Origin of the sequence: Celeribacter ethanolicus, assembly GCF_002407265.1 — a bacterium.
Taxonomy (GTDB): domain Bacteria; phylum Pseudomonadota; class Alphaproteobacteria; order Rhodobacterales; family Rhodobacteraceae; genus Celeribacter; species Celeribacter ethanolicus.
In genome coordinates this window covers 1603865-1625575 of the sequence record NZ_CP022196.1, presented here as the reverse complement: position 1 = coordinate 1625575, position 21711 = coordinate 1603865, and the positions used below count along the sequence as shown (strand labels likewise).

23 protein-coding genes are annotated in these 21711 nt (G+C 62.3%); 17 read left to right on the top strand and 6 right to left on the bottom strand.

Features of this window, described 5'->3' with window-relative positions:
• The first annotated feature begins 57 nt into the window (after window positions 1–57).
• On the top strand, window positions 58–744 hold the full coding sequence (locus CEW89_RS07935) for a thiamine diphosphokinase (protein ID WP_157779783.1): 687 nt from the start codon (window positions 58–60) through the stop codon (window positions 742–744).
• Here the strand turns inward: CEW89_RS07935 and CEW89_RS07930 are convergent.
• Both CEW89_RS07930 and CEW89_RS07925 read right to left on the bottom strand, forming a co-directional pair.
• Complete coding sequence (locus CEW89_RS07930; RefSeq protein ID WP_066704333.1) at window positions 741–1676, bottom strand: DMT family transporter; 936 nt, start codon at window positions 1674–1676, stop codon at window positions 741–743. The genes CEW89_RS07935 and CEW89_RS07930 overlap by 4 nt on opposite strands.
• A 38-nt stretch (window positions 1677–1714) precedes the next feature.
• On the bottom strand, window positions 1715–2071 hold the full coding sequence (locus tag CEW89_RS07925; protein ID WP_238379700.1) for a YbaN family protein: 357 nt from the start codon (window positions 2069–2071) through the stop codon (window positions 1715–1717).
• A gap of 183 nt (window positions 2072–2254) precedes the next feature.
• Here CEW89_RS07925 and rpiA point away from each other — a divergent pair, with 183 nt between their 5' ends.
• The 6 genes from rpiA (at window position 2255) to CEW89_RS07895 (ending at window position 8579) form a co-directional block, all read left to right on the top strand.
• Window positions 2255–3040, top strand: coding sequence for a ribose-5-phosphate isomerase RpiA (gene rpiA, locus CEW89_RS07920; protein ID WP_066704329.1), 786 nt, complete (start codon window positions 2255–2257; stop codon window positions 3038–3040).
• A 117-nt stretch (window positions 3041–3157) separates the two neighbouring features.
• Window positions 3158–4519 carry a glutathione-disulfide reductase gene (gene gor / locus CEW89_RS07915; RefSeq protein ID WP_096805511.1) on the top strand — a complete coding sequence of 454 codons (1362 nt, stop codon included), beginning with the start codon at window positions 3158–3160 and terminating at the stop codon, window positions 4517–4519.
• A gap of 144 nt (window positions 4520–4663) precedes the next feature.
• A complete protein-coding gene (gene hflK, locus CEW89_RS07910; RefSeq protein ID WP_096805510.1) occupies window positions 4664–5824 on the top strand; it encodes an FtsH protease activity modulator HflK in 1161 nt (386 codons plus the stop codon).
• Window positions 5824–6699 (top strand): protease modulator HflC, encoded by an 876-nt coding sequence (gene hflC, locus CEW89_RS07905; RefSeq protein ID WP_096805509.1) that lies wholly within the window; start codon window positions 5824–5826, stop codon window positions 6697–6699. The genes hflK and hflC overlap by 1 nt, the downstream gene beginning before the upstream one ends.
• Window positions 6700–6897 carry a DUF2065 family protein gene (locus CEW89_RS07900; protein WP_096805508.1) on the top strand — a complete coding sequence of 66 codons (198 nt, stop codon included), beginning with the start codon at window positions 6700–6702 and terminating at the stop codon, window positions 6895–6897.
• A 212-nt stretch (window positions 6898–7109) separates the two neighbouring features.
• Window positions 7110–8579 (top strand): Do family serine endopeptidase, encoded by a 1470-nt coding sequence (locus CEW89_RS07895; RefSeq protein WP_096805507.1) that lies wholly within the window; start codon window positions 7110–7112, stop codon window positions 8577–8579.
• 86 nt (window positions 8580–8665) lie between these two features.
• Here CEW89_RS07895 and CEW89_RS07890 read toward each other — a convergent pair whose 3' ends face one another.
• Window positions 8666–9193: a peptidoglycan-binding domain-containing protein gene (locus tag CEW89_RS07890; protein WP_096805506.1), complete on the bottom strand. Its 528-nt coding sequence runs from the start codon at window positions 9191–9193 to the stop codon at window positions 8666–8668.
• Window positions 9194–9452: 259 nt separating this feature from the next.
• Here CEW89_RS07890 and CEW89_RS07885 point away from each other — a divergent pair, with 259 nt between their 5' ends.
• From CEW89_RS07885 to purU, 3 genes are all read left to right on the top strand, one after another.
• Window positions 9453–9776 (top strand): 2Fe-2S iron-sulfur cluster-binding protein, encoded by a 324-nt coding sequence (locus CEW89_RS07885; protein WP_066704311.1) that lies wholly within the window; start codon window positions 9453–9455, stop codon window positions 9774–9776.
• Window positions 9776–10504, top strand: a complete 729-nt coding sequence (locus tag CEW89_RS07880) for an FG-GAP repeat domain-containing protein (RefSeq protein ID WP_096805505.1) — start codon at window positions 9776–9778, stop codon at window positions 10502–10504. The genes CEW89_RS07885 and CEW89_RS07880 overlap by 1 nt, the downstream gene beginning before the upstream one ends.
• 123 nt (window positions 10505–10627) lie before the next feature.
• Window positions 10628–11512, top strand: a complete 885-nt coding sequence (gene purU, locus CEW89_RS07875) for a formyltetrahydrofolate deformylase (RefSeq protein ID WP_066704307.1) — start codon at window positions 10628–10630, stop codon at window positions 11510–11512.
• Window positions 11513–12086: 574 nt separating this feature from the next.
• Here the strand turns inward: purU and purD are convergent.
• Entirely contained in the window at window positions 12087–13352 is a 1266-nt protein-coding gene (purD, locus tag CEW89_RS07870) for a phosphoribosylamine--glycine ligase (RefSeq protein ID WP_096805504.1), read from the bottom strand.
• A gap of 87 nt (window positions 13353–13439) precedes the next feature.
• Between purD and xseA the strand changes: the two genes are divergently transcribed.
• Window positions 13440–15017 (top strand): exodeoxyribonuclease VII large subunit, encoded by a 1578-nt coding sequence (gene xseA / locus CEW89_RS07865; protein WP_096805503.1) that lies wholly within the window; start codon window positions 13440–13442, stop codon window positions 15015–15017.
• An 11-nt stretch (window positions 15018–15028) separates the two neighbouring features.
• Here xseA and CEW89_RS07860 read toward each other — a convergent pair whose 3' ends face one another.
• Window positions 15029–15424 (bottom strand): hypothetical protein, encoded by a 396-nt coding sequence (locus CEW89_RS07860; RefSeq protein ID WP_420795659.1) that lies wholly within the window; start codon window positions 15422–15424, stop codon window positions 15029–15031.
• Window positions 15425–15479: 55 nt separating this feature from the next.
• Window positions 15480–16535 carry an alkane 1-monooxygenase gene (locus tag CEW89_RS07855; protein WP_096805502.1) on the bottom strand — a complete coding sequence of 352 codons (1056 nt, stop codon included), beginning with the start codon at window positions 16533–16535 and terminating at the stop codon, window positions 15480–15482.
• Between the two features lie 85 nt (window positions 16536–16620).
• Here CEW89_RS07855 and CEW89_RS07850 point away from each other — a divergent pair, with 85 nt between their 5' ends.
• The 6 genes from CEW89_RS07850 (at window position 16621) to CEW89_RS07825 (ending at window position 21704) form a co-directional block, all read left to right on the top strand.
• A complete protein-coding gene (locus CEW89_RS07850) occupies window positions 16621–17238 on the top strand; it encodes a lysoplasmalogenase (RefSeq protein ID WP_066704296.1) in 618 nt (205 codons plus the stop codon).
• 64 nt (window positions 17239–17302) lie between these two features.
• A complete protein-coding gene (ftsY, locus tag CEW89_RS07845; protein ID WP_096805501.1) occupies window positions 17303–18586 on the top strand; it encodes a signal recognition particle-docking protein FtsY in 1284 nt (427 codons plus the stop codon).
• Entirely contained in the window at window positions 18586–19017 is a 432-nt protein-coding gene (locus tag CEW89_RS07840) for a GNAT family N-acetyltransferase (protein WP_066704290.1), read from the top strand. The genes ftsY and CEW89_RS07840 overlap by 1 nt, the downstream gene beginning before the upstream one ends.
• Before the next feature lie 102 nt (window positions 19018–19119).
• Window positions 19120–19914 carry a transporter substrate-binding domain-containing protein gene (locus tag CEW89_RS07835; RefSeq protein WP_096805500.1) on the top strand — a complete coding sequence of 265 codons (795 nt, stop codon included), beginning with the start codon at window positions 19120–19122 and terminating at the stop codon, window positions 19912–19914.
• Window positions 19915–19938: 24 nt separating this feature from the next.
• The gene (locus CEW89_RS07830) at window positions 19939–20733 is read left to right on the top strand and encodes an amino acid ABC transporter permease (RefSeq protein WP_081423791.1); all 795 of its coding nucleotides are present in this window, start codon (window positions 19939–19941) and stop codon (window positions 20731–20733) included.
• Window positions 20734–20801: 68 nt separating this feature from the next.
• Window positions 20802–21704 (top strand): DMT family transporter, encoded by a 903-nt coding sequence (locus CEW89_RS07825; protein ID WP_066704280.1) that lies wholly within the window; start codon window positions 20802–20804, stop codon window positions 21702–21704.
• Window positions 21705–21711: the final 7 nt, after the last annotated feature.

The following is a 21711-nucleotide window of genomic DNA, read 5'->3' as shown; positions in this document are numbered from 1 at the left end:
GAAATGGTCGTGATCTTTTCCTGTCCAAAATATGGCAAAGAGGTTAACGAAGCGGTCATGAAATCCATTGAACCCATTCTGAACACTCGAAAAAACGTCACTTTGCTGGGCGGCGGAGCTGTGTGGGCCGATCGTCTCACCGAGGCGCTGTCTTTCGCGCCAAAGCTCGTTGCCGCCGATGGCGGGGCGTCCAAGGCGTTGGCGCTCGGGCATATGCCGGATTGCGTGATCGGAGATTTCGACAGTCTGGGAGCGGAGAGTCGCGCTCGGATCGCAGCGGAGCGATTGTTTCACATTCCCGAACAGGACAGCACGGATTTCGAAAAGGCACTGATGCGGGTGCGCGCGCCGATGATCCTTGGCGTCGGTTTCACCGGTGCACGGATCGACCATGAGCTGTCGGTCTATGCGACATTGGCGCGGTTCCCGGACCGGCGCTGCATCATTCTCGGCGAGGACGACCTCTGTTTTATGGCCCCGCCCGCGTTGTGTCTGGCGACCCGGCCCGGAGATCGCGTCTCGCTCTTTCCGATGGGGCCCGTGTCGGGGCGGTCCGACGGGTTGTACTGGCCGATCGAGGGGATCGGTTTTGCTCCCGACGGGCGGGTCGGCACGTCGAACAGGGCCGACGGCAGGCAGGTGGATCTGTGGTTCGATGCGCCGGGCATGATGGTGATTCTGCCGCGTGATATGTTGGGGCAGGAGCTGATCGCCCGGCTCGTGGCGGCGCCTGACTGGGGTTAAACCGCGTTGGGGTCGGCGGGGATCGCAGGTTTGCGCCGGTTCACCCGCTCGCGGTGGATGATGTAGAGTCCCGAGGCGACGATGATCGCAATGCCGAGCCAGACCACGGGGGCAGGGAAGTCGCCAAAGACGAGAAGCCCTGCCAGCGTCGAGAACACAAGCTCCAGATAACCCAGAGGCGCGACCGTGGCCGAAGGCGCATGGCGCAGGGCGAGCGTCAGCCCCTGGTGAGAGATGGTCGCGGCGACACCGACCCCCGCCAGCCAGAGCCAGTCCCACCCCGTGGGCCAGCTCGGATCGAGCGGCCCGCCCGTCCCGTCGAAGATGACGAGGAGCGGCCATGCGACGATCAGCGCCGCAATGGCGGTCGAGGCCTGAAGCGCGACCGGGTCGTAATGACGCAGCGCACGCGTCACCAGCATGTAGCAGGCGAAGAAGAACCCCGCCGCCAGCGGCAGGAGCGCTGCGCTGCCAAAGGCCAGAAGCCCCGGGCGTACCACGATCAGCACGCCGACAAAGCCGGTGACCGAAGCGATGAGCCGTCGCGGGCCAACCTCTTCGCCGAACAGGGCCCAGCCGAACAGCAGCAGGATGAAGGGCTCGATATAGGTGATCGCCAGCGCATCGGCCAAAGGCATGATCGACACGGCCCAGACGAAAGAAAAGGTGGCCGCCAGCGTGAGCAGCCCGCGCAGGAAGATCAGAGCGGCGTCGCGTCGTGACATGACAAGCGGCAGGCCAAGCCAGAGCGCGATGGGCAGCAGAATCGCGCCTTGCACAACGAACCGCCCGGCGGTGATCTGACCGACCGCATGATGCGCCGAAGCGAGCTTTGCGAAGACGTCGATGACAGGTGCCACGGCGCAAAAGCCGAGCATCATCATCATGCCGAACAGGGGGCGGTCTTCTGCGGAGGTCGGGCGCTGTGTCATGCGCCCTTGTCGGTGGGATCCGCGCCCGGCGCAAGGGCTCAGGCGTCCGGACGGGTCAGAATATAGAGCGCGCCCAGGGCGATCAGCACCGCCTGCAGCGCGATCCAGGGCCAGGACACGCCCATCAGTGTTGTTGGCAGAAAACTCAGCATCATCATGGAGATTGAAACCCATTTGATCCGTCGCGGGATCGCACCGGTTTCCTCCCATGCACGGATCGGCGGGCCGAAATGCGCATGATCGAGCAACCATTGCCGCAGCCGTGGCGAGCCCTTGGTGAAAAAGAACGCGGCAAGGATGAGAAAGCCGGTCGTCGGCATGACCGGCAGCACTGCACCGATGGCGCCCAGGAGCACGCAGAGCCATCCGAGGGCGAGGTGGAGATATTTCGACATCCGGTCCGTCATCACGTTTTCTAACACATCCCCCTTACCCGATCATTTACGTCGTAGAGCCGCGCTGTCCAGCCGCAAGCCCCGGATTTCGCCTATCCAAATGGTCGCACGCGGCCTATAAATGCCGCTGAACCTGCCATGCCTGAACGTGTTGCGCCTGAGTTGCGCCCTGGGGAAATCGTCATGTCCGATACGCTGTCGCCGATTGATACCGCCAAATTCGTGGCCGCCAGAAAGGCGCTGGATTATGTCGAGGACGGCATGAAGCTCGGGCTTGGCACCGGATCGACGGCGGCCTGGATGGTGCGGCTTCTGGGCGATATGGTGCGCGAGGAAGGGCTCAACATCATCGGTGTGCCGACCTCGTCGCGCACGGCGGAACTGGCCCGGCAACAGGGTATCCGGGTGGTGTCTCTCGACGAGGCGAAATGGCTCGATCTGACGATCGACGGCGCCGACGAATTCGACCCGGAACTGAACCTGATCAAGGGCGGCGGCGGCGCGCTTTTGCAGGAAAAGATTGTCGCCACGGCGTCGGATCAGATGATCGTCATCTCGGACGTGTCGAAACGGGTGGAGACGCTCGGGCATTTCCCGCTTCCGGTCGAGGTGATCCCGTTTGGCTGGCAAACCACCAAGGCGCTGGTGGAGGAAACGCTGGTGGCGATGGATGTGCTGGGCCAGCAATCGACGCTTCGGATGAGCGGCGATGCGGCCTATGTGAGCGACGAGGGCAATCACATCATCGACTTGCACCTCCAGCGCATCGGCAACGCGCGGCAGCTCGCACTTGTGCTCAATCAAATCCCTGGCGTGGTGGAAAACGGGCTGTTCATCGACATTTGCGACAAGGTGATCATCGGCCATGGCGACGGACGGGTGACGGTGCGCGATATTATCTCCGGCGAGGAGAGCGAGGATCAGGTCGAATTTGAGGAGAGCGAAAACATTTTCGCCGATCTGGACTGAACCTGCCGTTCCTGTGATTTTGCAAAGACCCCGTGCAGCTTGCGCGGGGTTTTCCTTTGGCTCCAAAGCCCCTACATCTACCCACGACTTTAGAATTCTTCCAAAAAGGCGGGACAGATGGATTTCGACTATGATCTCTTCGTGATCGGTGGTGGCTCGGGCGGGGTGCGGGCGGCGCGTCTGACGGCGGCTGGCGGGCAGAAGGTCGCCATGGCGGAGGAATTCCGCATGGGCGGCACCTGTGTCATTCGCGGCTGTGTCCCGAAAAAGCTGATGGTCTTCGCCTCGCAATATGCCGCCGCCGCCGATGAGGCCGGGAAATACGGCTGGGACATCAAGCTCGGCAAGTTCGACTGGAAGAGCTTTCAGGCAAAGCTCAAGGCCGAACTGTCCCGTCTCGAAGGCATCTACACCAGGAACGCGGATGCGGCGGGGGTCGAGATTCTGCATCAGCGTGCCACCGTCAAGGATGCGCATACGGTCACTTTGGCCGATGGCACCGAGAAAACGGCGAAACATATCCTCGTGGCCGTGGGCGGTACGCCCTTCGTGCCGGAGCAGACGCCGGGGATCGAGCATGCGATCACCTCGAACGAGATTTTCGACATTCCCGAGTTGCCGAAGAAGATCCTGATCGTCGGAGGCGGTTATATCGCCTGTGAATTCGCATGTATTTTCAACGGTCTGGGCTCCGAAGTGACGCAGGTCTATCGCGGCGCGCAAATTCTGCGGGGCTTCGACGACGAGGCGCGCGGCCATATTGCCGAGTTGATCTCGGGGCAGGGGATCAACCTGCATGTCGGAACCGATATCGAGCGGCTGGAGAAACGCAAGGACGGGATCTGGACCAAGACCACCGACGGGCGCGAGGCCACGTTCGACGTGGTGCTCTACGCCACCGGGCGCAAACCGGCGACGGCGGGGCTTGGTCTTGAAAACGCCGGTGTCGAGCTTGGCCGTCATGGTGAGATCAAGGTCGATGCGTACAGCCAGACCAACATTCCGTCGATCTTTGCCGTGGGCGATGTGACCGACCGCATTCAACTGACGCCGGTGGCGATCCGGGAGGCGATGGCCTTCCACGAGACCGTGTTCAAGGGCAATCCGATGACGCCGGATCACAGCAATGTGCCTTCGGCGATCTTCACTCAGCCGGAATACGGCGCGGTGGGCCTGACCGAGGAACAGGCGCGCGAGGAGGGCCCGGTCGAGATCTATACCGCTGCTTTCCGCCCGATGCAGAACAGTTTCATCGACAAGAACGAGCGCGTGATGTTCAAGCTCATCGTGTGTCAGACGACGCGCAAGGTGCTTGGCTGTCACATCATTGCGCCGCATGCGGGCGAGATGATCCAGCTTGCCGGTGTGGCGGTGAAAATGGGCGCGACCAAAGAAGATTTCGACGCCACCGTGGCGGTGCACCCGACCATGGCGGAAGAGATTGTCCTGATGAAAACGCCGACCCGCGTTCATAACTGACCGGAATGGACGAGAAAGGCGGGGTGCGACCCTCTCGCACCCTTGAAAATCCGCCCCGGAAGGAACAGGTTGAAACCGAGCCTCGACCCGACGGCATTTTGCCTGCCGGGTCGGACCCATACGTATAAAGAGGAAATGACCTTAATGGCCAGCAACAATGGCGGTCCCTGGGGCGGCGGCGGTGGCAACCGACCGACGGGACCCAGCGGAGGAGACAACCGCGGCGGTGACAACCGGGGCAACGGGCGGGACAACAACGGTCGCCGCCCCGGCGATCAGCCGCAAATTCCCGAGATCGACGAGATGCTCAACAAGGGCAACGAATACCTGAAGGTCCTGATGGGCGGCAAAGGTGGCGGCACGGGCCGTTCCGGCGGCTCTGGAGCCGGCGGTCCGGGGTTCAACAAGGGCACGATCGGTCTTGTCGCGCTGGGCGCCATCGGTCTTTGGGCCTTTTCCTCCTTCTATACCGTGAAACCGGAAGAACAGTCGGTCGAACTGTTCCTCGGTGAGTTCTACAAGATCGGTCAGCCGGGTCTGAACTTCGCCCCCTGGCCGCTTGTGAGCTACGAAAAAGTCATCGTTACGGGCGAACGCACCGAGAATGTCGGCTCCGTCGGTCAGGGCAGCACCGGCATGATGCTGACGACCGATGCCAATATCGTCGATATTGATTTTCAGGTGGTCTGGAACATCAACGATCCGGCGAAATACCTGTTTAACCTCAGCGATCCGCGCCAAACGGTGCAGGCGGTGTCCGAGGCTTCGATGCGCGAAATCATCGCGGCCTCGACCTTGGCGCCGATTCTGAACCGTGACCGGGGTCTGATCGCCGATAATGCGATGACCCTGATCCAGTCGACGCTCGACAGCTATGACAGCGGCATCACCGTGATCCGCGTCAACCTCGACAAAGCCGACCCGCCGGGCGAGGTGATTGATGCTTTCCGCGACGTGCAGGCTGCCGAGCAGGAACGGGATCGTCTCGAACGTCAGGCCGACGCTTACGCCAACCGGGTTCTCGCCGGTGCGCGCGGGACCGCGGCGCAGATTGTCGAAGAGGCCGAAGGTTATCGGGCGCAGGTGGTCAATGCCGCCGAAGGTGAGGCCAGCCGCTTTACCGCCGTGCTTGAGGAATACAAGAATGCGCCGGATGTGACCCGTAAACGTCTCTATCTCGAAGCCCTCGAAGAGGTCTATGGCGGGATGGACAAGATCATCCTCGACGAAAGCGGCAACGGTCAGGGCGTTGTGCCCTACCTGCCCTTGAACGAGTTGAAGAAATCGACTGAGGGGGCGAACTGATGAAGAAACTTCCCATTCTTTTCGCCGTCCTTTTTGTGGCGCTGGTTCTGGTGATGTCCTCGCTGTTCATCGTGGATGAACGCCAAAAGGCGCTGGTGCTGCAATTCGGCCAGATCAAATCCGTCAAGGAAGAGCCGGGTCTCGCCTTCAAAATCCCGTTCATTCAGGAAGTGGTCTATTACGACGACCGTATCCTGTCGCTCGAGACCCCGGAAATCGAGGTCACGCCTTCGGATGACCGTCGTCTTTTGGTCGATGCCTTCGCGCGTTACCGGATTGCCGACGTGGTGCGTTTCCGTCAGGCCGTGTCCACCGGCGGTGTGCGGTTTGCCGAAGATCGTCTGAAAGGCATCCTCAACGCGCAGCTTCGCGAAGTGCTCGGTGCGGATACGGTCACCTCGAACACGGTGATCTCCGCCGACCGTGCCGAACTGGCCCGTCGCATCCGCGATCAGGCCCGTGCAGAGGCCGCCTCTCTCGGCGTCGACATCGTGGACGTGCGTCTGAAACAGACCTTCCTGCCGGACCAGAACCTTGAGGCCACCTTTGCGCGGATGCGTGCGGAACGTGAACGCGAAGCTGCCGACGAGCGGGCGCGGGGGGAAGAGGCCGCGCAGCGCGTGCGGGCGCAGGCCGACCGGACCGTGGTCGAGCTTGAATCCGATGCGCGCCGGCAGGCCGAGATCACCCGCGGTGAGGCGGATGCGGAGAAAAACCGCATCTATGCCGAAGCTTACGGCGCGGATCCGGATTTCTTCGAGTTCTATCGTTCGCTCGACGCGTACCGTGCGGGTCTGAAAGGGTCCAACACTACCATGGTGATGTCGCCGGACAGCGAGTTCTTTGACTATCTGAAGTCCGATCAGGGCAAGTAAATGGCATTTCTGATCCTCGCTGTGGGATTGGTGCTTTGTGTGGAGGGGCTGGTGCTTGCACTGGCCCCTTCGCGTTTGGAGGACGTCGTGCGCGCCTTTGCGGAACTGCCGCCCGTGACACGGCGCGGCATCGGCTTGGCGGCCCTGGCTCTGGGCGTGCTGCTGGTGGCGCTGGGGCGGCGCTGGCTCGGCCTCTGAGGGACGGGCGTGTCATTCCCGTCTTCCGTCACCCTCCTGCCGGAATTCCCCGCAAACCGGAGGCCTTTCTCCTTGTCACACCCCGCTCACATGCTGTTGACTGGGCGCGACAGGGTTTGAGTTGTGCGGCATGGCCCCTATCTGTACCCCGAAAAGGCAGTTGTCGCGTGGGGCCGAGATCCTCGCGCATCCATACGGAGGACCGAATACCGATGACACAGGCTCGCGCCGTTTCCCTTCCCCTGCGCATGTCCCGCACCGATCTGCGAGCGCTTTTCCTCGCCCTGATCGCCACGGTTGCGCTGATGTTCCAATCCGTCGCCGCAGAGGCGCGCGGGGCGCCGGAAACCTTTGCCGATCTCGCCGAAAAGGTCAGCCCCGCCGTGGTGAATATCACCACCACGACCGTGGTCGAGGCCTCCACCGATCAACAACCGATCGTGCCGGAAGGCTCACCGTTCGAAGATTTCTTCCGTGATTTCATGGACCGTAACGGTCAGGGTGGCCCGCGCCGGTCGCAGGCGCTGGGCTCCGGCTTCGTCATTTCCGAAGACGGCTATATCGTCACGAACAACCACGTGATCGAAGGTGCCGACGAGATCGAGATCGAGTTCTTCGAAGGCTTCACCCTTCCGGCGAAACTGGTGGGCACCGATCCGAAAACCGACATTGCCGTGCTCAAGGTCGACAGCGACAAGCCGCTGAAATTCGTACCCTTCGGCGACAGTGATGTGGCCCGTGTGGGCGACTGGGTCATGGCCATGGGCAACCCGCTCGGTCAGGGCTTCTCCGTCTCCGCAGGCATCGTGTCGCAACGCGGTCGGGCTCTGTCGGGCGCTTATGACGATTACATCCAGACCGACGCCGCCATCAACCGCGGCAACTCCGGCGGGCCGCTGTTCAACATGGACGGTCAGGTGATCGGCGTGAACACCGCGATCCTCTCGCCCAATGGCGGCTCCATCGGTATCGGCTTCTCGATGGCCTCGAATGTGGTCTCCAAAGTGGTCGATCAGCTCAAGGAGTTCGGTGAGACCCGCCGCGGCTGGCTCGGCGTTCGCATTCAGGACGTGACCGACGATGTGGCCGAGGCCATGGGGCTCGACGCCGCCAAAGGGGCGCTGGTCACCGATGTGCCGGAAGGCCCGTCGAAAGAAGCTGGCATCGAAAGCGGCGACGTCATCCTGTCCTTCGATGGCAAGGATGTGAAAGACACCCGCGAGCTGGTGCGTACCGTGGGTGAGACCGAAGTGGGCAAGGCCGTGCGCATCGTGGTGTTCCGCGATGGCAAGACCCAGACCCTGATGGTCACATTGGGCCGTCGCGAAGAGGCCGAAAACACCGCCTTCCCGGAGGACAATCCCGCCGCGGAAGCGCCGGAAACCGTGCAGATGATGGGCATGACCCTGCAACCGCTCGACGACACGCTGCGTGAACAGCTCGGTGTTTCGGCGGGCACTGACGGTCTGGCCGTGGTCGAGGTGGACGAGACTTCCGAAGCCTATACCAAGGGGCTGCGTGCCGGTGACGTGATCACCGAGGCCGGTCAGCAGAAAGTGACGAGCCTCAGTGATCTCGAAGCGCGTGTCGACGAGGCCAAGGAAGCCGGGCGCAAGACCGTGCTGCTTCTGGTCCGCCGCGCCGGCGAGCCGCGTTTCGTGGCGCTGGGGGTTGGCGAGTAAACCCGCCTCTCATCTGTGAATGACAAAGGCGGCCCGGGGGGCCGCCTTTTCCTTTGTCGCATCTCCTTTGTCGTCTCGTGGCCGTGTCACTCCTCGCGGGGCACTTCCTTGAGGCCCAACTGACGCGCGGCGGCGATGGAAAGCACCTCGCTGTCCACCCCTTGCTCGAGCTGATAGGCGCGGATCGCGCGACGGGTGGCATGGTCCATCTTGCCGTTCACAGCCCCCTGGAAATACCCGCGCACCAGCAACGCGCGCTGGACCGAGGCAATGAATTCGGGCGTCCAGTCCTCCCGGCAGAGGGTCTCGAACCACAGCTCCTTGCGTTCCCGCACGATTTCCTGACGGGTTTCGGTGCGGTAAACTGCCGGGTAGGCGACTGCGCCCGAGCTGTCGATCTGCGGCGGCTGCACCATGACATGTTCGGTGACCGTTTCGATGATCGCTGGCGTCACATGACGGGCGTAACAGGCCTCCGGATCGGCCCCCGGCGGTGCGCCCGGCGTATCGGCGGCGCGCAGGATCTCGGTGTCGGGCGCACTCATCTGACAGGCCGACAAAAGGGCGCTCATCAGGACAAGCGCCAGGCGCAACGGGGGGCTCTTTCGGGACATGGCTCTGCTCTTGTGACGCCTCTCGTGGGCTTTCGGCAATGGTAACGCGGGTTTGCCGAATTCCAAAGGGGGAATGCGGTTGCATCCGGAGCCCTGTCCGCAGAGAGGCTGCAATCCTGTGCCTGAAAATGCGCCGATGCGGGATTTTCTCCGTTGCGTGCCATCCGGACCGCTGGTCGCGACGGAATGCCCCTTTTCTCCGGGCAAGCCGCACGCTAAGCCTGTGGCGACGCCAAAGCTGCGAAAAGAGGATGAGCCAATGGTCAAGATCACCTATGTCGAATTCGGCGGCACCGAACATGTCGTGGACGTGCCCGTGGGGCGCACCGTCATGGAAGGTGCGCGCGACAATGGCATTCCGGGCATTGACGCCGATTGCGGCGGTGCCTGCGCCTGTTCCACCTGTCATGTCTATGTGGCGCCCGACTGGGTCGAGAAACTCCCGGCGAAGGACGATATGGAAGAAGACATGCTCGATTTCGCCTTCGAACCCGATCCGGTGCGCTCGCGCCTGACCTGCCAGATCAAGGTCACGCCGGAGATCGACGGTCTCGTGGTGAACCTGCCTGAAAAGCAGATCTGATGCTGAGACTGGTCGCCTTGCTTATGCTGGCGGCCAGTCCGTTTGTTGCCAGTCCGCTTTGTGCCGCCCGGATCACCGGGGCGCATTACGCGGAGCCGACTACGGCCTATGGCCACGGTGCGGTGAAGAACGGTGAATATGCCCGCATGGTGGTCACGCTGGATGACGGCACCACGCGCGAAGCCTCTTTCAGGAAAAGCGTGTTCGAAGATACCGCGCCGCGCCTCCATGATTTCGATGGTGACGGGCGGCCCGAGGTCGTGTCCGTGGTCAGCGGCTTTGCGACGGGCGCCTGGGTTCAGGTTTGGACGCTCGACGGCCAAGACCGCCTCGTCCCCGCCAAGGCCAGCGCGCCGATCGGTCAGCCGCATCGCTGGCTCGCCATCGCCGGGATTGCTGATTTCGATGGCGACGGGGTGGATGAGGTGGCCTATGTCGACCGTCCGCATTTGTTCAAAGAGCTGGTGCTTTTGCCGGTCGATCTGACGGGGGAGGGGATGCTCGTGCCCACAGCCCGGCTGGGCGGGCTGACCAACCATCATCTCGGTTCTGACCGGATTGAGGGCGGTGTGCGCGCCTGTTCGGGGCAGGCGCCGGTGATCCTGACCGCCGATGCGGATTGGACGCAGATCATGGCAACCCGCTGGGAAAACGGCGGCTTGATGGCAACGCCTGTGGCCCGCTACGCGGGGGCTGCGAGCTTTGCGTCCCATATGGCGTGCAACTGACGCCTTTCGGAAACTTCCGCCGCTGATCGACCCGCGCTCTGGCTGGAAACCTGTCGTTTTGCCTCTGGTGCTGCGGCCTGCGACACGGCAAGACTTCGCGTCGGAACCAAGAAAAGGCCCGCTATGACCTCGCATGTCCTGACCGTCACCTGCCCTTCGAAACGCGGTATCGTCGCCGCCATTTCCGGCAAGCTCGCCGAACTGGGATGCAACATCACCGATTCCGCACAGTTCGACGATCCCGATACGGATCGGTTCTTCATGCGTGTCAGTTTCGTCTCCGAAAAGGGGCTGACGCGCGCGGATCTTGTCGCGGAATTCACCCCCGTTGCAGAGACTTTCGAGATGACATGGGCGGTGCATGACGAGGCGAAAAAGATGAAGGTCGTGATCATGGTGTCCCGTTTCGGGCATTGTCTCAACGATCTTCTCTACCGCTGGCGGATCGGCGCGCTGCCCATCGACATTGTCGCCGTGGTCTCCAATCATATGGAGTATCAAAAGCTTGTGGTGAACCATGACATCCCGTTTTATCAGGTGCGCGTGACCAAGGAGAACAAGCCGCAGGCCGAAGCGCGCCTTTTGGAGATCGTCGAGGAGAGCGGTGCGGAGCTTGTCGTTCTGGCGCGCTACATGCAGATCCTCTCTGATCGGCTTTGTCAGAGAATGTCCGGTCGGATCATCAATATCCACCACTCTTTCCTCCCAAGCTTCAAAGGCGCGAACCCGTATAAACAGGCGTTCGAGCGGGGCGTGAAACTGATCGGAGCAACGGCGCATTACGTGACCGCCGATCTCGATGAGGGGCCGATCATCGAACAGGACACGATCCGCGTGACCCATGCGCAATCGCCCGAGGATTACGTGTCTCTGGGCCGTGATGTGGAGGCGCAGGTGCTGTCGCGTGCGATCCATGCGCATATCCATCACCGGGCGTTTATCAACGGCAACAAGACGGTGGTGTTTCCGGCGTCTCCGGGCAGCTATGCCTCGGAGAGAATGGGGTGAGAGCCAGTCCGGCCTTGCCGGATTGAGCGCCCGCGCGTACATGCGAGGGCCGGGTAAGAAGCACTTAAGCGTTGCGGTTGAGAAGGGGCGCTGCCCCTCACTTGGCACGGGGGCCCCGCGCCAAGCTCTCCCCGGGATATTGGGGGACAAAAGAAGCACGCGCCCTCATCCGTGCCAACGCTTTTCTGAGGCCTCGGCGTATCCCTCTATCCCATGATCTGGAACAGAGGGCTTCTTCCGTCACGGTCATCGGCGTCCCCGCCTGTACCGTGGTTCCAGATAAAAGCACCAAGGTTAATTCGGGCTTAATGGGATTTCTTTTGTCTCCCAATATCCCGGGGGAGTGGGGGTCGGCCCCCACGGATAATGAGTGTATGGGGGCGTGAGCGTTATGGCTGCGAAACGGCACAACAGAAAAGGCGCGCCGTTCGAGCGCGCCCCAATATCTGTCGCGACAGCCTTGATCGGGCTTTTACACCGAAGTTCCAAACCGGAGGGCCATTCGAGCCTTTGGTGCAGTTCGCAGCATGGTTATGCCACGGGTAAGGTTAACATCGGTTTAACCGCAAAGCGCTTATTTCAGTGCCCGCCAGCCAATATCCGAGCGGTTGAACCCTTCGGGCCATTCGATGCTCTCGATCATCGCATAGGCGCGATCCCGGGCTTCTTGCAAACTGTCGCCGCGCGCGGTGACGTTGAGCACCCGCCCGCCGGTCGCGACGATCTGGCCGTCTTTCTCGGCGGTGCCCGCATGGAACACCATGTTCATGCTGTCCTCGGGAAGCGCGCCCAAGCCCTTGATCACAGATCCTTTCTCATAGGCGCCGGGATAGCCCTTTGCGGCCATCACAACGGTCATCGCGTGATCGTCGGCCCAGTTCACCCTGGCCTGATCCAGCGTGCCTTCGGCGGTCGCGAGCATCAGGTCGAGCGCCTGCGCGCCCAGACGCATCATCAGCACCTGACATTCCGGATCGCCGAAACGGCAGTTGTATTCCACAAGGCGCGGCTGGCCGTCCTTGATCATGAAGCCGGCATAGAGCACGCCCTGATAGGGCATGCCGCGCTTCGCCATCTCGGCGACGGTCGGTTTGACGATCTCGTCCATGGCTTTCTGAATGACGCTGTCGGTCATCACCGGCGCGGGGGAATAGGCGCCCATGCCGCCGGTGTTGAGGCCGGTATCACCGTCGCCCACGCGCTTGTGATCCTGCGCCGTGCCGATGGGCAAGACGTTTTCGCCGTCACACAGGATGAACCAGGAGGCCTCTTCGCCCTCCATGAATTCCTCGATCACGACCTCCGCACCTGCGCCACCGAAGGCACCGCCGAACATGTCGTCGATGGCCTCCAAGGCGGTCGACTCGTCCATTGCGACGATCACGCCTTTACCGGCGGCAAGACCGTCGGCCTTAACCACGATCGGCGCGCCTTGGTCGCGGATATAGGCCTTGGCGGCCTCGGCATCGTCAAAGCGCGCATAGCCAGCGGTCGGCGCGCCCGAAGCGTCGCAAATCTCTTTGGTGAAGCCTTTCGAGGCCTCAAGCTGGGCCGCCGCTTTGGACGGGCCAAAGGTCAGGATGCCCGCCGCGCGCAGATCGTCGGCGACGCCTGCGGCTAGGGGCGCTTCCGGGCCGATGATCACGAAATCAATCGCGTTTTCCTCGACGAAGGCCACCACAGCCGGACCATCGTTAATGTCAAAAGACGCGCATTCGGCGATTTTCGCGATGCCCGCATTGCCCGGCGCCACGATCAGCTTGTCGCATTTCGGGTTCTGCATCACCGCCCAGGCCAAGGCATGTTCACGCCCGCCGCTGCCAAGGATCAGAATGTTCATCGCGCCTCTCCGCTTCACCTTTGGTTGCGCGCGTTCTAAGGTCAGCGCGAGTTTGACACAAGCACGAGCAGCCGCCGGAGACAGAAGATGTCCGATCTTTTCGAGGATGACAGCCCGAAAGGCACTTCCAACGCCCCGGAGTTTACCGTTTCCGAGCTTTCGGGCGCGGTGAAGGCGATGATCGAGGGCGAGTTCGGCTATGTGCGGGTGCGCGCCGAGGTGGGGCGCGTGTCACGACCGCGCTCGGGGCATTTGTATTTCGATCTCAAGGACGAGAAATCGGTGATCAATGCGGTGAGCTGGAAAGGTCAGGTCGCGCGGATGGAGGTTCAGCCCGAAGAGGGGATGGAGGTGATCGCGACGGGGCGGATGACGACCTTCCCCGGCGGGTCGCGCTATCAGATCATCATCGACAATGTGGAGCCTGCGGGGGCGGGCGCGCTGATGGCGATGCTGGAAAAGCGCAAAAAGGCGCTGGCTGCCGAGGGGCTTTTCGATGCGGCGCGCAAGAAACCCCTGCCGTGGCTGCCGGAGGTGATCGGGGTGGTGACTTCGCCCTCGGGGGCGGTGATCCGCGATATTTTGCACCGGCTGAGCGACCGGTTTCCGCGCCATGTTTTGATCTGGCCGGTGGCGGTTCAGGGGCAGAAATGCGCGGAAGAGGTTGCGAACGGGATCAGGGGGTTCAATGCTCTGCCGGTTGACGGCGGCATCCCGCGCCCCGATCTTATCATCGTCGCGCGCGGCGGCGGATCGGTCGAGGACCTTTGGGGCTTCAACGAGGAAATCGTGGTGCGCGCGGCGGCCGCCTCCGAGATCCCGCTGATCTCTGCCGTGGGCCACGAGACCGACACGACGCTGATTGATTTCGCCTCGGATCGTCGCGCGCCCACGCCCACCGCCGCCGCCGAACTGGCCGTGCCGGTGCGACGCGAATTGTGGGTGACGGTGCAGGAACTGCGTGCCCGGATGGAGCGGGCTTTGAACAGTGGTGTCGAGCTTCGGCGTCAACGGCTGCGCGATCTGAGCCGGGCTTTGCCGCCGAAAGAGCGCTTGCTCGATGGGCCACGGCAGCGGGTGGATCAGATGGATTTGCGCCTGACGCAGGCGCTGATCAACGGCGTGCGCAACCGGCGGCTGAAGCTTTCGGAAGCGGCGACGGTTCTGCGCCCCGCGATGTTGCAGAGCCGGATGCGGGCGCAAGGGGATCGGCTGACGTCTCTCTCGACACGTCTCGCTCCGGCTCTGGCGCGCGGGACGGGGCAACACCGGCGCGATCTCGACCGGCTCGCGGCACGACTCTCTCCCGCCATCATTTCGCGGAATACGGCTCAGACGTGTCGCGATCTGACGCAGCTTTCGGATCGCTTCGCCCGCGCAGCCCAAGGCCAGACGCATCGTTGGCGCGCGGCTCTCGATCAGCGGGCGGGGCTGCTCTCTGCGCTGTCCTATGAGGAAACCCTGAAACGCGGCTACGCGGTGGTGCGCGATGCGGAGGGTGGGGTCGTCACCTCGTCGAAAGACGCGGGCCGTATGCATGAGGTGCAGTTTGCCGACGGGCGTGTGCGGATCGGGAGCGGTGTTGCGACCCCGCCCAAACCCGCCAAACCGCGCGCCCCGAAGGGAGCGCCGAAGGACAAACCGGAGCAGGGCAGCCTGTTCTGAGAAGGGCGGGATCAGACCCCGATATGCGGTCCCATGCAGGCCAGCGGGCCGTCGGAGGTCCAGGCCTCGTAAAGCTCGGTGCCGCTTTCGCCCTGGAACACGGCCTTGAGCTTGTCGCTCTCGATGAAGAATTGCCAGCATTGCGGCATCAGCCCGTCCTCATAGACGAAACAGATGTTCTGATCCTGCTCGTACCAGATACCTTCCTTGCAGGTGTCCTGATCGAAGGCCCAACGCACGCGCTTGCCGGGAAGGTATTGCTCTGCGCCATAGGGCTGACCGTCCTCGGCGAAGGTCAGGGTCTTGCCGGTGGCATAGGCCTCGAATTCCGCACCGGACAGCGGATCGGCGATCAGGGGCGCGGCGCAGAGGCACAGGAGCGGGGCGAAGAGCAGGCGAGTCATCATGTGGTAACCATGTCATATCGGCGGGTTTTGCACCATTCACGTTCTTAACAAATGGTTAAGCCTCAGGGGGGCTCCCGCGCATTTGCACGAGCCGCGCCACACGCGGGTCCATCACCTTGCGCCACAAGGGCGGGATCAGCGCCAGCGTCGCCATCGCGGGAAGAGATCGTGGCAGTTGTGGCATCCCGTCGGTGATTTCAAGCGCCGGATAGGGCTTCATCGGGTGCGCATGGTGATCGGAATGACGCGGGGCATTGAGCATCAGAAGCGAGGTGAACCATTGCGGGCTGTTCCAGCTATGCTCCGGGCCAACGGGGTCGTATCTGCCCTCTGAAATTTCGCGCCGACGGAGGCCATAATGCTGCACGTAATCCGACAGCATGAGTTGGGCGGAGGCATATCCCGCCAGAAGGATGTATTTGATAACACCGGTGAAACCGCCGATGACAAAGGCCAGCCCCAGACAGGCGACAGCGCCCCCGAGATAGAGCGCATAGGGGTGCAGATCGGTCGATCCGGCGCGTTGGCGCATGGCGTTTTCGGCGCGCAGACCGGCTTTGAAAGACCCGAACCAGGCGCGCGGCAGAAAGCGGTAATAGCTCATGCCCAGAGGCGCGGAATTGGGGTCCTCGGGCGAGGCGGCATAGCGATGATGGACCCGCACATGCGCGGTTGCGTGATGGCCGAACAGGAGTGTGATATAGACCCATGTGCCGAGACGGCGCAGCGTCCGGTCGGAGCGGTGAACCATCTCATGGGCATTGGAATTCGACACCTGTCCGAAGAACAGCCCCATGCCGAAGAACACGAAGACCCTTTCCCAAAATGCGAATTGCCCATTCGACAGCGCCCAGACCGCGAGCGGCAAAAGCGCGAAATGCGCGAGCGCCAGTATCGCGGACAGCGCGTTGGCGTCGGGAAATTCGGCCTCCGGGTTTTCCGGCTGCGTGGCCAGCGCGATGAGTTGATCCAGCGCATAGGCCAGCGCCGTCATGTATAGAAATCCGGCCACGGCCCAAACCCCGCCGAACAGGGCCCCCAGCGTCAGAAGCACGACGGGCGCGAGCGTGGTGACGGCAAAAAATCGAACGATATGCGTGGTTTTCTGCATTCCGGCGGCTCCTGTCGGGTTAAAGTGACTATAGAACGGGGAATTTTTCGCTGCAAAAGCGAAAACAGTGAAAGGCAGGGGCGATATGGAGATGTGGCTTTGGGGTGTCGCGACGATTTTTGCGCTGAGTTACGTGCCCCTGTCGTCGCAGCCGCCCGCGCTCTGGCGCAGCGGGATCAAGACCCTGCCGGTTGCCCTGCTTGCCGTGATCGCAGGTCTGTCACATGCGCCGCTTTTGCTGATTGCCGGGCTGGCGCTCTCGGCCTTTGGCGACTGGGCGCTGTCGCGGCCCGGTGAGCGGGCGTTTCTCATCGGGCTGATCGGCTTCGCGCTTGGGCATCTCTGTTACCTCGGGCTGTTCGTCGGGCATGTGGAAAATCTTGCGCTCTGGACCGTGTTGCCCTTTGTCGCGCTGGCACTTTCGACGGAGGTCTGGCTCACGCCACACACCGGCGCGCTCAAGGCCCCGGTGCGCATCTATGTGCTGTTGATCTGCGCCATGGCGGTGGCGGCGGTGAACCTGCCCGCAGAACTGCGTTTCGCCAGTCTCGGCGCGGTGGCTTTCGTCGCCTCCGACCTGATCCTCGCGATTCAGATGTTCCGGCTGGGGAAGATGCGGGCGCTGAGCACATGGGCAGGATATGTGCTCTGGCTGCTCTATGTTGCGGCACAGGCGCTGATCCTTGGCGCCTTTGTCCTTTGAGCGTGCGCTGGGGGCTTTCTTCTTGGGGAGAGACTCATTAAGTGACGACAGGAACGGAGGCCCCATGTCGCTTTTTTCGAAACTCAAATCCCGTCTGATGAAATCCTCGTCGAAGATCGACGAGGGGTTGGAAGCCATTGTCGAGGATGGCGGCGCGGAAAGCGGTATCGAGGAGGCCTTTGTCGAGGAAACGTCCGGAACGCCGAAGGCCGAACCCGCACCGGTTCCTGAGCCTGAGCCGGAGGTTGTTCCTGAGCCGCACCCCGATCCGGAAATCGTGCCTCAGCCGCTTCCGGAGGACCAGCCTGTCGATGTGCCGCAGGAACTGCCGGTCGCGCCGGAGCCGGATGTGAGGCCTGCGCCGGTCGAAATGCCTGCGGAGCAGCCGACTGAGGTGCCGTTTGAAATTCCGACCGAAATTCCCGTCGAGGATGTGATCGAAGCCCCGGCTGAGACGGTCAAACCGGGTTTCCTCGGGCGGCTCCTGGGCCGGAAAGAGCAAAAGACCGTCACCCGCCGGGTACTCGATGACGACATGCTGGAACAGCTCGAAGAGCTGTTGATCACCGCTGACATGGGGGTCGAGACCTCCATGCGCGTGACCGCCGCCATGGCGGAAGGTCGTTATGGCAAGAAGCTGTCGGTCGAGGAGATCAAGCGGCTGATGGCGCGCGAAGTGGCGCGGATCATGGAGCCTGTGGCGAAACCGATGCCGCTTTACCGGAAAACGCCGCAGGTGGTGCTTGTCGTGGGGGTCAATGGCTCCGGCAAGACGACGACCATCGGCAAGCTCGCCTCGCAGTTCAAGGCGGCGGGCAAGTCGGTTGTGATCGCGGCGGGCGATACCTTCCGCGCCGCCGCCGTCGAACAATTGCAGGTCTGGGGCGAGCGCGCCGGTGTGCCGGTTTTGACCGCGCCCGAGGGATCCGATCCGGCGAGCCTTGCCTTCGATGCGATGACCAAGGCGCAGGAAAGCGGCGCGGATCTTTTGATGATCGACACGGCGGGGCGGTTGCAGAACCGGCAGGATCTTATGGAGGAGCTGGCGAAAATCGTCCGGGTCATCCGCAAGAAGGACGAAACCGCGCCACACAACACTCTGCTTGTGCTCGACGCCACGACAGGGCAGAACGCACTTTCGCAGGTCGAGACCTTCCAGAAACTCGCGGATGTCTCCGGCCTCGTGATGACGAAACTCGACGGGACCGCGCGGGGCGGCGTTCTGGTGAGCCTGGCCGATAAATTCGGTCTGCCGATCCATGCGATCGGGGTGGGCGAACAGATCGACGATCTTGCGCCCTTCGATCCCGAGGAATTTGCCGCGGCCCTGATGGGTCTGGAGGTTTGATGCTCGAAATTCTGCACGCAATCGGCCCGAACAGTTGGGTGTCGGGCGGCGATCCCGTGGCCCGGCGCGAGGCCATGCAGGAATTGTTCTTCGATTATCCGGTCTGCCCGGAGGAAACCGGCGAGGACTGGCCCGAGGATCGCGAACTCTATTCCGAGATGGTTGTGGTCGATGGGCCGCGCCTTGTCGGCACGGCGATGCTTGTCGTAGATCCGGAGCGCGAAGATCGCCCGGCGCGGATCTGGGGCATGGGCGTTTTGCCGGAATATCGCACCGATTTCGTGGTGCGCACGCTTGAAGAGGCGCTGATCAACGCGGGCTATCTCGATCCGGCCTATGCGTTTATCGAAGCGACCGACGGCATGCTGGTGCCCAACCCCTATTCCGATATGCCGGGGCTGATGCGCGGCGACGGCCCGCGCGCCGCCTGAATTTCGGGCAGCCCGAGCGGGGCCGTGCACCGGGGCGGGGCGATCCGTTGCCAAAGCGGGCGGAGAGGTTAAGCTCCGGGGAAACATCTCAGGGAGTCGTTCATGAAAATCCTTTCCGCTCTGGCGCTTGCCGCTGTCTCATTCACCGCACCTCTGACCGCCGCTTTTGCCGCCGACCTGCCCGATCTGGGCGGACGCGAGATCGTCGTTGTGACGGAAAACGCCTATCCGCCCTTGCAATTCATCGACGGCTCGGGCGCGGCCGTGGGCTGGGAATACGATGCGATGGCGGAGATTGCCAAGCGGCTGAACGCGACTCTGGACTATGAGAACATTTCCTGGGACGCGATGATCCCGGCGGTCTCCGAAGGCCAGTACGACATGGGTATGACCGGCATCACCATCCGCGAGGATCGCGCCGAAATGGTCGATTTCTCAGATGCCTACATGCGTTCCGAGATGGTCATGCTGGTGCGGGGCGATGAGACGCGGTTCACCGATGCCGCCTCTTTTGCCGCCGATCCGGACCTGTTGTTTGCCGCCCAACCCGGCACCACGCCGTTTTACGTGGGCGTCTATGATGTGCTCGACGGCAACGAGGCGAACCCGCGGGTGAAGCTGTTCGAGACCTTCGGTGCCTGTGTGCAGGCGCTCCGTGCGGGTGATGTCGATCTGGTGCTGACCGATGGCACGGCGGGCAATGGCTATGTCGCGACCTCGGACGGGGCGCTCAAGATCGTTGGCGAGAAACTGGGCACCGAGGATTTCGGCTTCATCTTCCCGAAAGGCTCCGATCTGGTCGCCCCGATCAACGCCGCGATTGCCGCGATGCAGGAAGACGGCACGATCGACGCGCTCAATACCAAATGGTTCCTCGACTACAAGATGGGTGAATAAGGCTTGCGACCTGCGAAGACCCGATTGCGCAAACCGGCGGACGGGTCGAAAGACTTTCCCTATTGGCTTGTGGCGCTGATCCTCTTGGGCGGTTACCTGTTTTACCGGGTGATCGCCGATGATCTATACGCCAAAGTCCTGACAACATTGTCGAAAGGCATCTGGGTGACGGTCTTCGTCACGCTTGTGGCCTTTGCTCTGGCCATCGTTTTGGGACTGTTGCTCGCCACCGCCTCGCTGTCGCGTTTTATCGTTCTGCGCCAGATCGCGCGGTTTTACACCGAGGTGGTGCGCGGCGTGCCGATCCTCGTGCTTCTGCTCTACGTGGCCTTCGTCATTGCGCCGATGGTGGTCACGGCGGTGAATTCCATCACCGTGCCTTTGGGCTTCGATCCGCTCCGCACGCGGGATTTTTCCCTGATGTGGCGGGCGATCATTGCGCTGACCATCGGCTATTCCGCCTTCATCGCCGAGGTGTTTCGCGCCGGGCTTTTGTCCGTCGACAAGGGCCAGATCGAGGCCGCCGAGGCGCTCGGTCTCAACGGCTGGCTGCGCTTTCGCCTGATCATTTTCCCGCAGGCGCTGCGCACGGTGCTTCCACCATTGGGCAATGATTTCATCGCGATGATCAAGGACAGTTCACTCGTGTCCGTTCTGGGCGTGACCGACATCACGCAATTGGGCAAGGTGACCTCTGCGGGCAATTTCCGCTATTTCGAAACCTATAATGTGGTCGCACTTCTCTATTTGATGATGACCATCTCGTTGTCTCTGGCGCTCCGGCGACTGGAGCGACACCTGCGCGACCGGTCCTCCTGAGCGATGCGCAGGTTGCTGTGCAGTTTCACGCTCTGGACTTGTCAGGGGGCGAGGGATAGCAGGAAGGCATGAGCGATTTCATCCTGTCCCTCGAAGGCACCGAAACGGGCCATCACGCGGCGCTGATTCTGGCGCTGATGGCGGCGTTCCTGCATGCGCTGTTCGGTGCGTTGCAAAAGGGACGGCACGATCCCTGGCTGTCACGCGGCGCGATGGATTTCTTCTATTGCATCATGGCGGCGCCCTTCGCGCTGTTCGTCGTGCCATGGCCGGAACCGCATATGTGGATCATCTTTGCGGGCATGTTCCTGATCCATATGGGCTACAAGATCGCGCAGGGCTACACCTACACTAAGGGCGCCTATACGGTCGTTTACCCCGTGGTGCGCGGCTCCGGGCCGCTCTTTGCGGTGATCGGTGCGGGCTTCGTGTTCGGCGAACATTTCACGCTGGTGCAGTGGCTCGGCGTCTTGGTGCTGATCTCCGGCATCTTCGGGCTGGCGCTCTACAACCTGCGCACCATCACGGTCGGGCGCGATACCATGGTGCCCGCCCTGATGCTCGCGGTTCTGACCGGCGCTTTCGTGGCGCTTTACACCACCTATGACGCTTACGGCATCCGGTCCACCGCTGATCCGTTCACCTTCCTCGCGTGGTTCTTCTTCCTCGACGGGCTGGTGATGCCGGTGGTGGCCTTTCTGCGCTACAAGAATATGGAATACAAACCGGCGCTCGGCCCTCTGGCGGTCAAGGGCTTCTTCGGCGGCATTGTGGCCTATTTCTCCTTCGGCTGTATCATGTTGGCGACCCGGCTCGACAACGTGGGCGAAGCTGCCGTGCTGCGGGAAACCTCCACCGTCTTTGCCGCGCTCATCGGCTGGATTGTGCTGGGCGAAAAGGTGGGGCCGAGAAGATTGTCCCTCATGGCCTTGATTGCGCTCGGCGCGGTCATAGTTGAGATGGGTGGCTGAGAGGTAA

Coding starts and splice junctions, on each gene's coding strand:
- hflK (WP_096805510.1), top strand. CDS start 4,664: ATGGCCAGCAACAATGGCGGTCCCTGGGGCGGCGGCGGTGGCAACCGA.
- CEW89_RS07825 (WP_066704280.1), top strand. CDS start 20,802: ATGAGCGATTTCATCCTGTCCCTCGAAGGCACCGAAACGGGCCATCAC.
- ftsY (WP_096805501.1), top strand. CDS start 17,303: ATGTCGCTTTTTTCGAAACTCAAATCCCGTCTGATGAAATCCTCGTCG.
- CEW89_RS07840 (WP_066704290.1), top strand. CDS start 18,586: ATGCTCGAAATTCTGCACGCAATCGGCCCGAACAGTTGGGTGTCGGGC.
- gor (WP_096805511.1), top strand. CDS start 3,158: ATGGATTTCGACTATGATCTCTTCGTGATCGGTGGTGGCTCGGGCGGG.
- CEW89_RS07880 (WP_096805505.1), top strand. CDS start 9,776: ATGCTGAGACTGGTCGCCTTGCTTATGCTGGCGGCCAGTCCGTTTGTT.
- CEW89_RS07885 (WP_066704311.1), top strand. CDS start 9,453: ATGGTCAAGATCACCTATGTCGAATTCGGCGGCACCGAACATGTCGTG.
- CEW89_RS07900 (WP_096805508.1), top strand. CDS start 6,700: ATGGCATTTCTGATCCTCGCTGTGGGATTGGTGCTTTGTGTGGAGGGG.
- CEW89_RS07850 (WP_066704296.1), top strand. CDS start 16,621: ATGGAGATGTGGCTTTGGGGTGTCGCGACGATTTTTGCGCTGAGTTAC.
- CEW89_RS07930 (WP_066704333.1), bottom strand. CDS start 1,676: ATGACACAGCGCCCGACCTCCGCAGAAGACCGCCCCCTGTTCGGCATG.
- CEW89_RS07855 (WP_096805502.1), bottom strand. CDS start 16,535: ATGCAGAAAACCACGCATATCGTTCGATTTTTTGCCGTCACCACGCTC.
- purU (WP_066704307.1), top strand. CDS start 10,628: ATGACCTCGCATGTCCTGACCGTCACCTGCCCTTCGAAACGCGGTATC.
- CEW89_RS07895 (WP_096805507.1), top strand. CDS start 7,110: ATGACACAGGCTCGCGCCGTTTCCCTTCCCCTGCGCATGTCCCGCACC.
- CEW89_RS07835 (WP_096805500.1), top strand. CDS start 19,120: ATGAAAATCCTTTCCGCTCTGGCGCTTGCCGCTGTCTCATTCACCGCA.
- rpiA (WP_066704329.1), top strand. CDS start 2,255: ATGTCCGATACGCTGTCGCCGATTGATACCGCCAAATTCGTGGCCGCC.
- CEW89_RS07935 (WP_157779783.1), top strand. CDS start 58: ATGAAATCCATTGAACCCATTCTGAACACTCGAAAAAACGTCACTTTG.
- CEW89_RS07860 (WP_420795659.1), bottom strand. CDS start 15,424: ATGATGACTCGCCTGCTCTTCGCCCCGCTCCTGTGCCTCTGCGCCGCG.
- hflC (WP_096805509.1), top strand. CDS start 5,824: ATGAAGAAACTTCCCATTCTTTTCGCCGTCCTTTTTGTGGCGCTGGTT.
- xseA (WP_096805503.1), top strand. CDS start 13,440: ATGTCCGATCTTTTCGAGGATGACAGCCCGAAAGGCACTTCCAACGCC.
- purD (WP_096805504.1), bottom strand. CDS start 13,352: ATGAACATTCTGATCCTTGGCAGCGGCGGGCGTGAACATGCCTTGGCC.
- CEW89_RS07925 (WP_238379700.1), bottom strand. CDS start 2,071: ATGTCGAAATATCTCCACCTCGCCCTCGGATGGCTCTGCGTGCTCCTG.
- CEW89_RS07890 (WP_096805506.1), bottom strand. CDS start 9,193: ATGTCCCGAAAGAGCCCCCCGTTGCGCCTGGCGCTTGTCCTGATGAGC.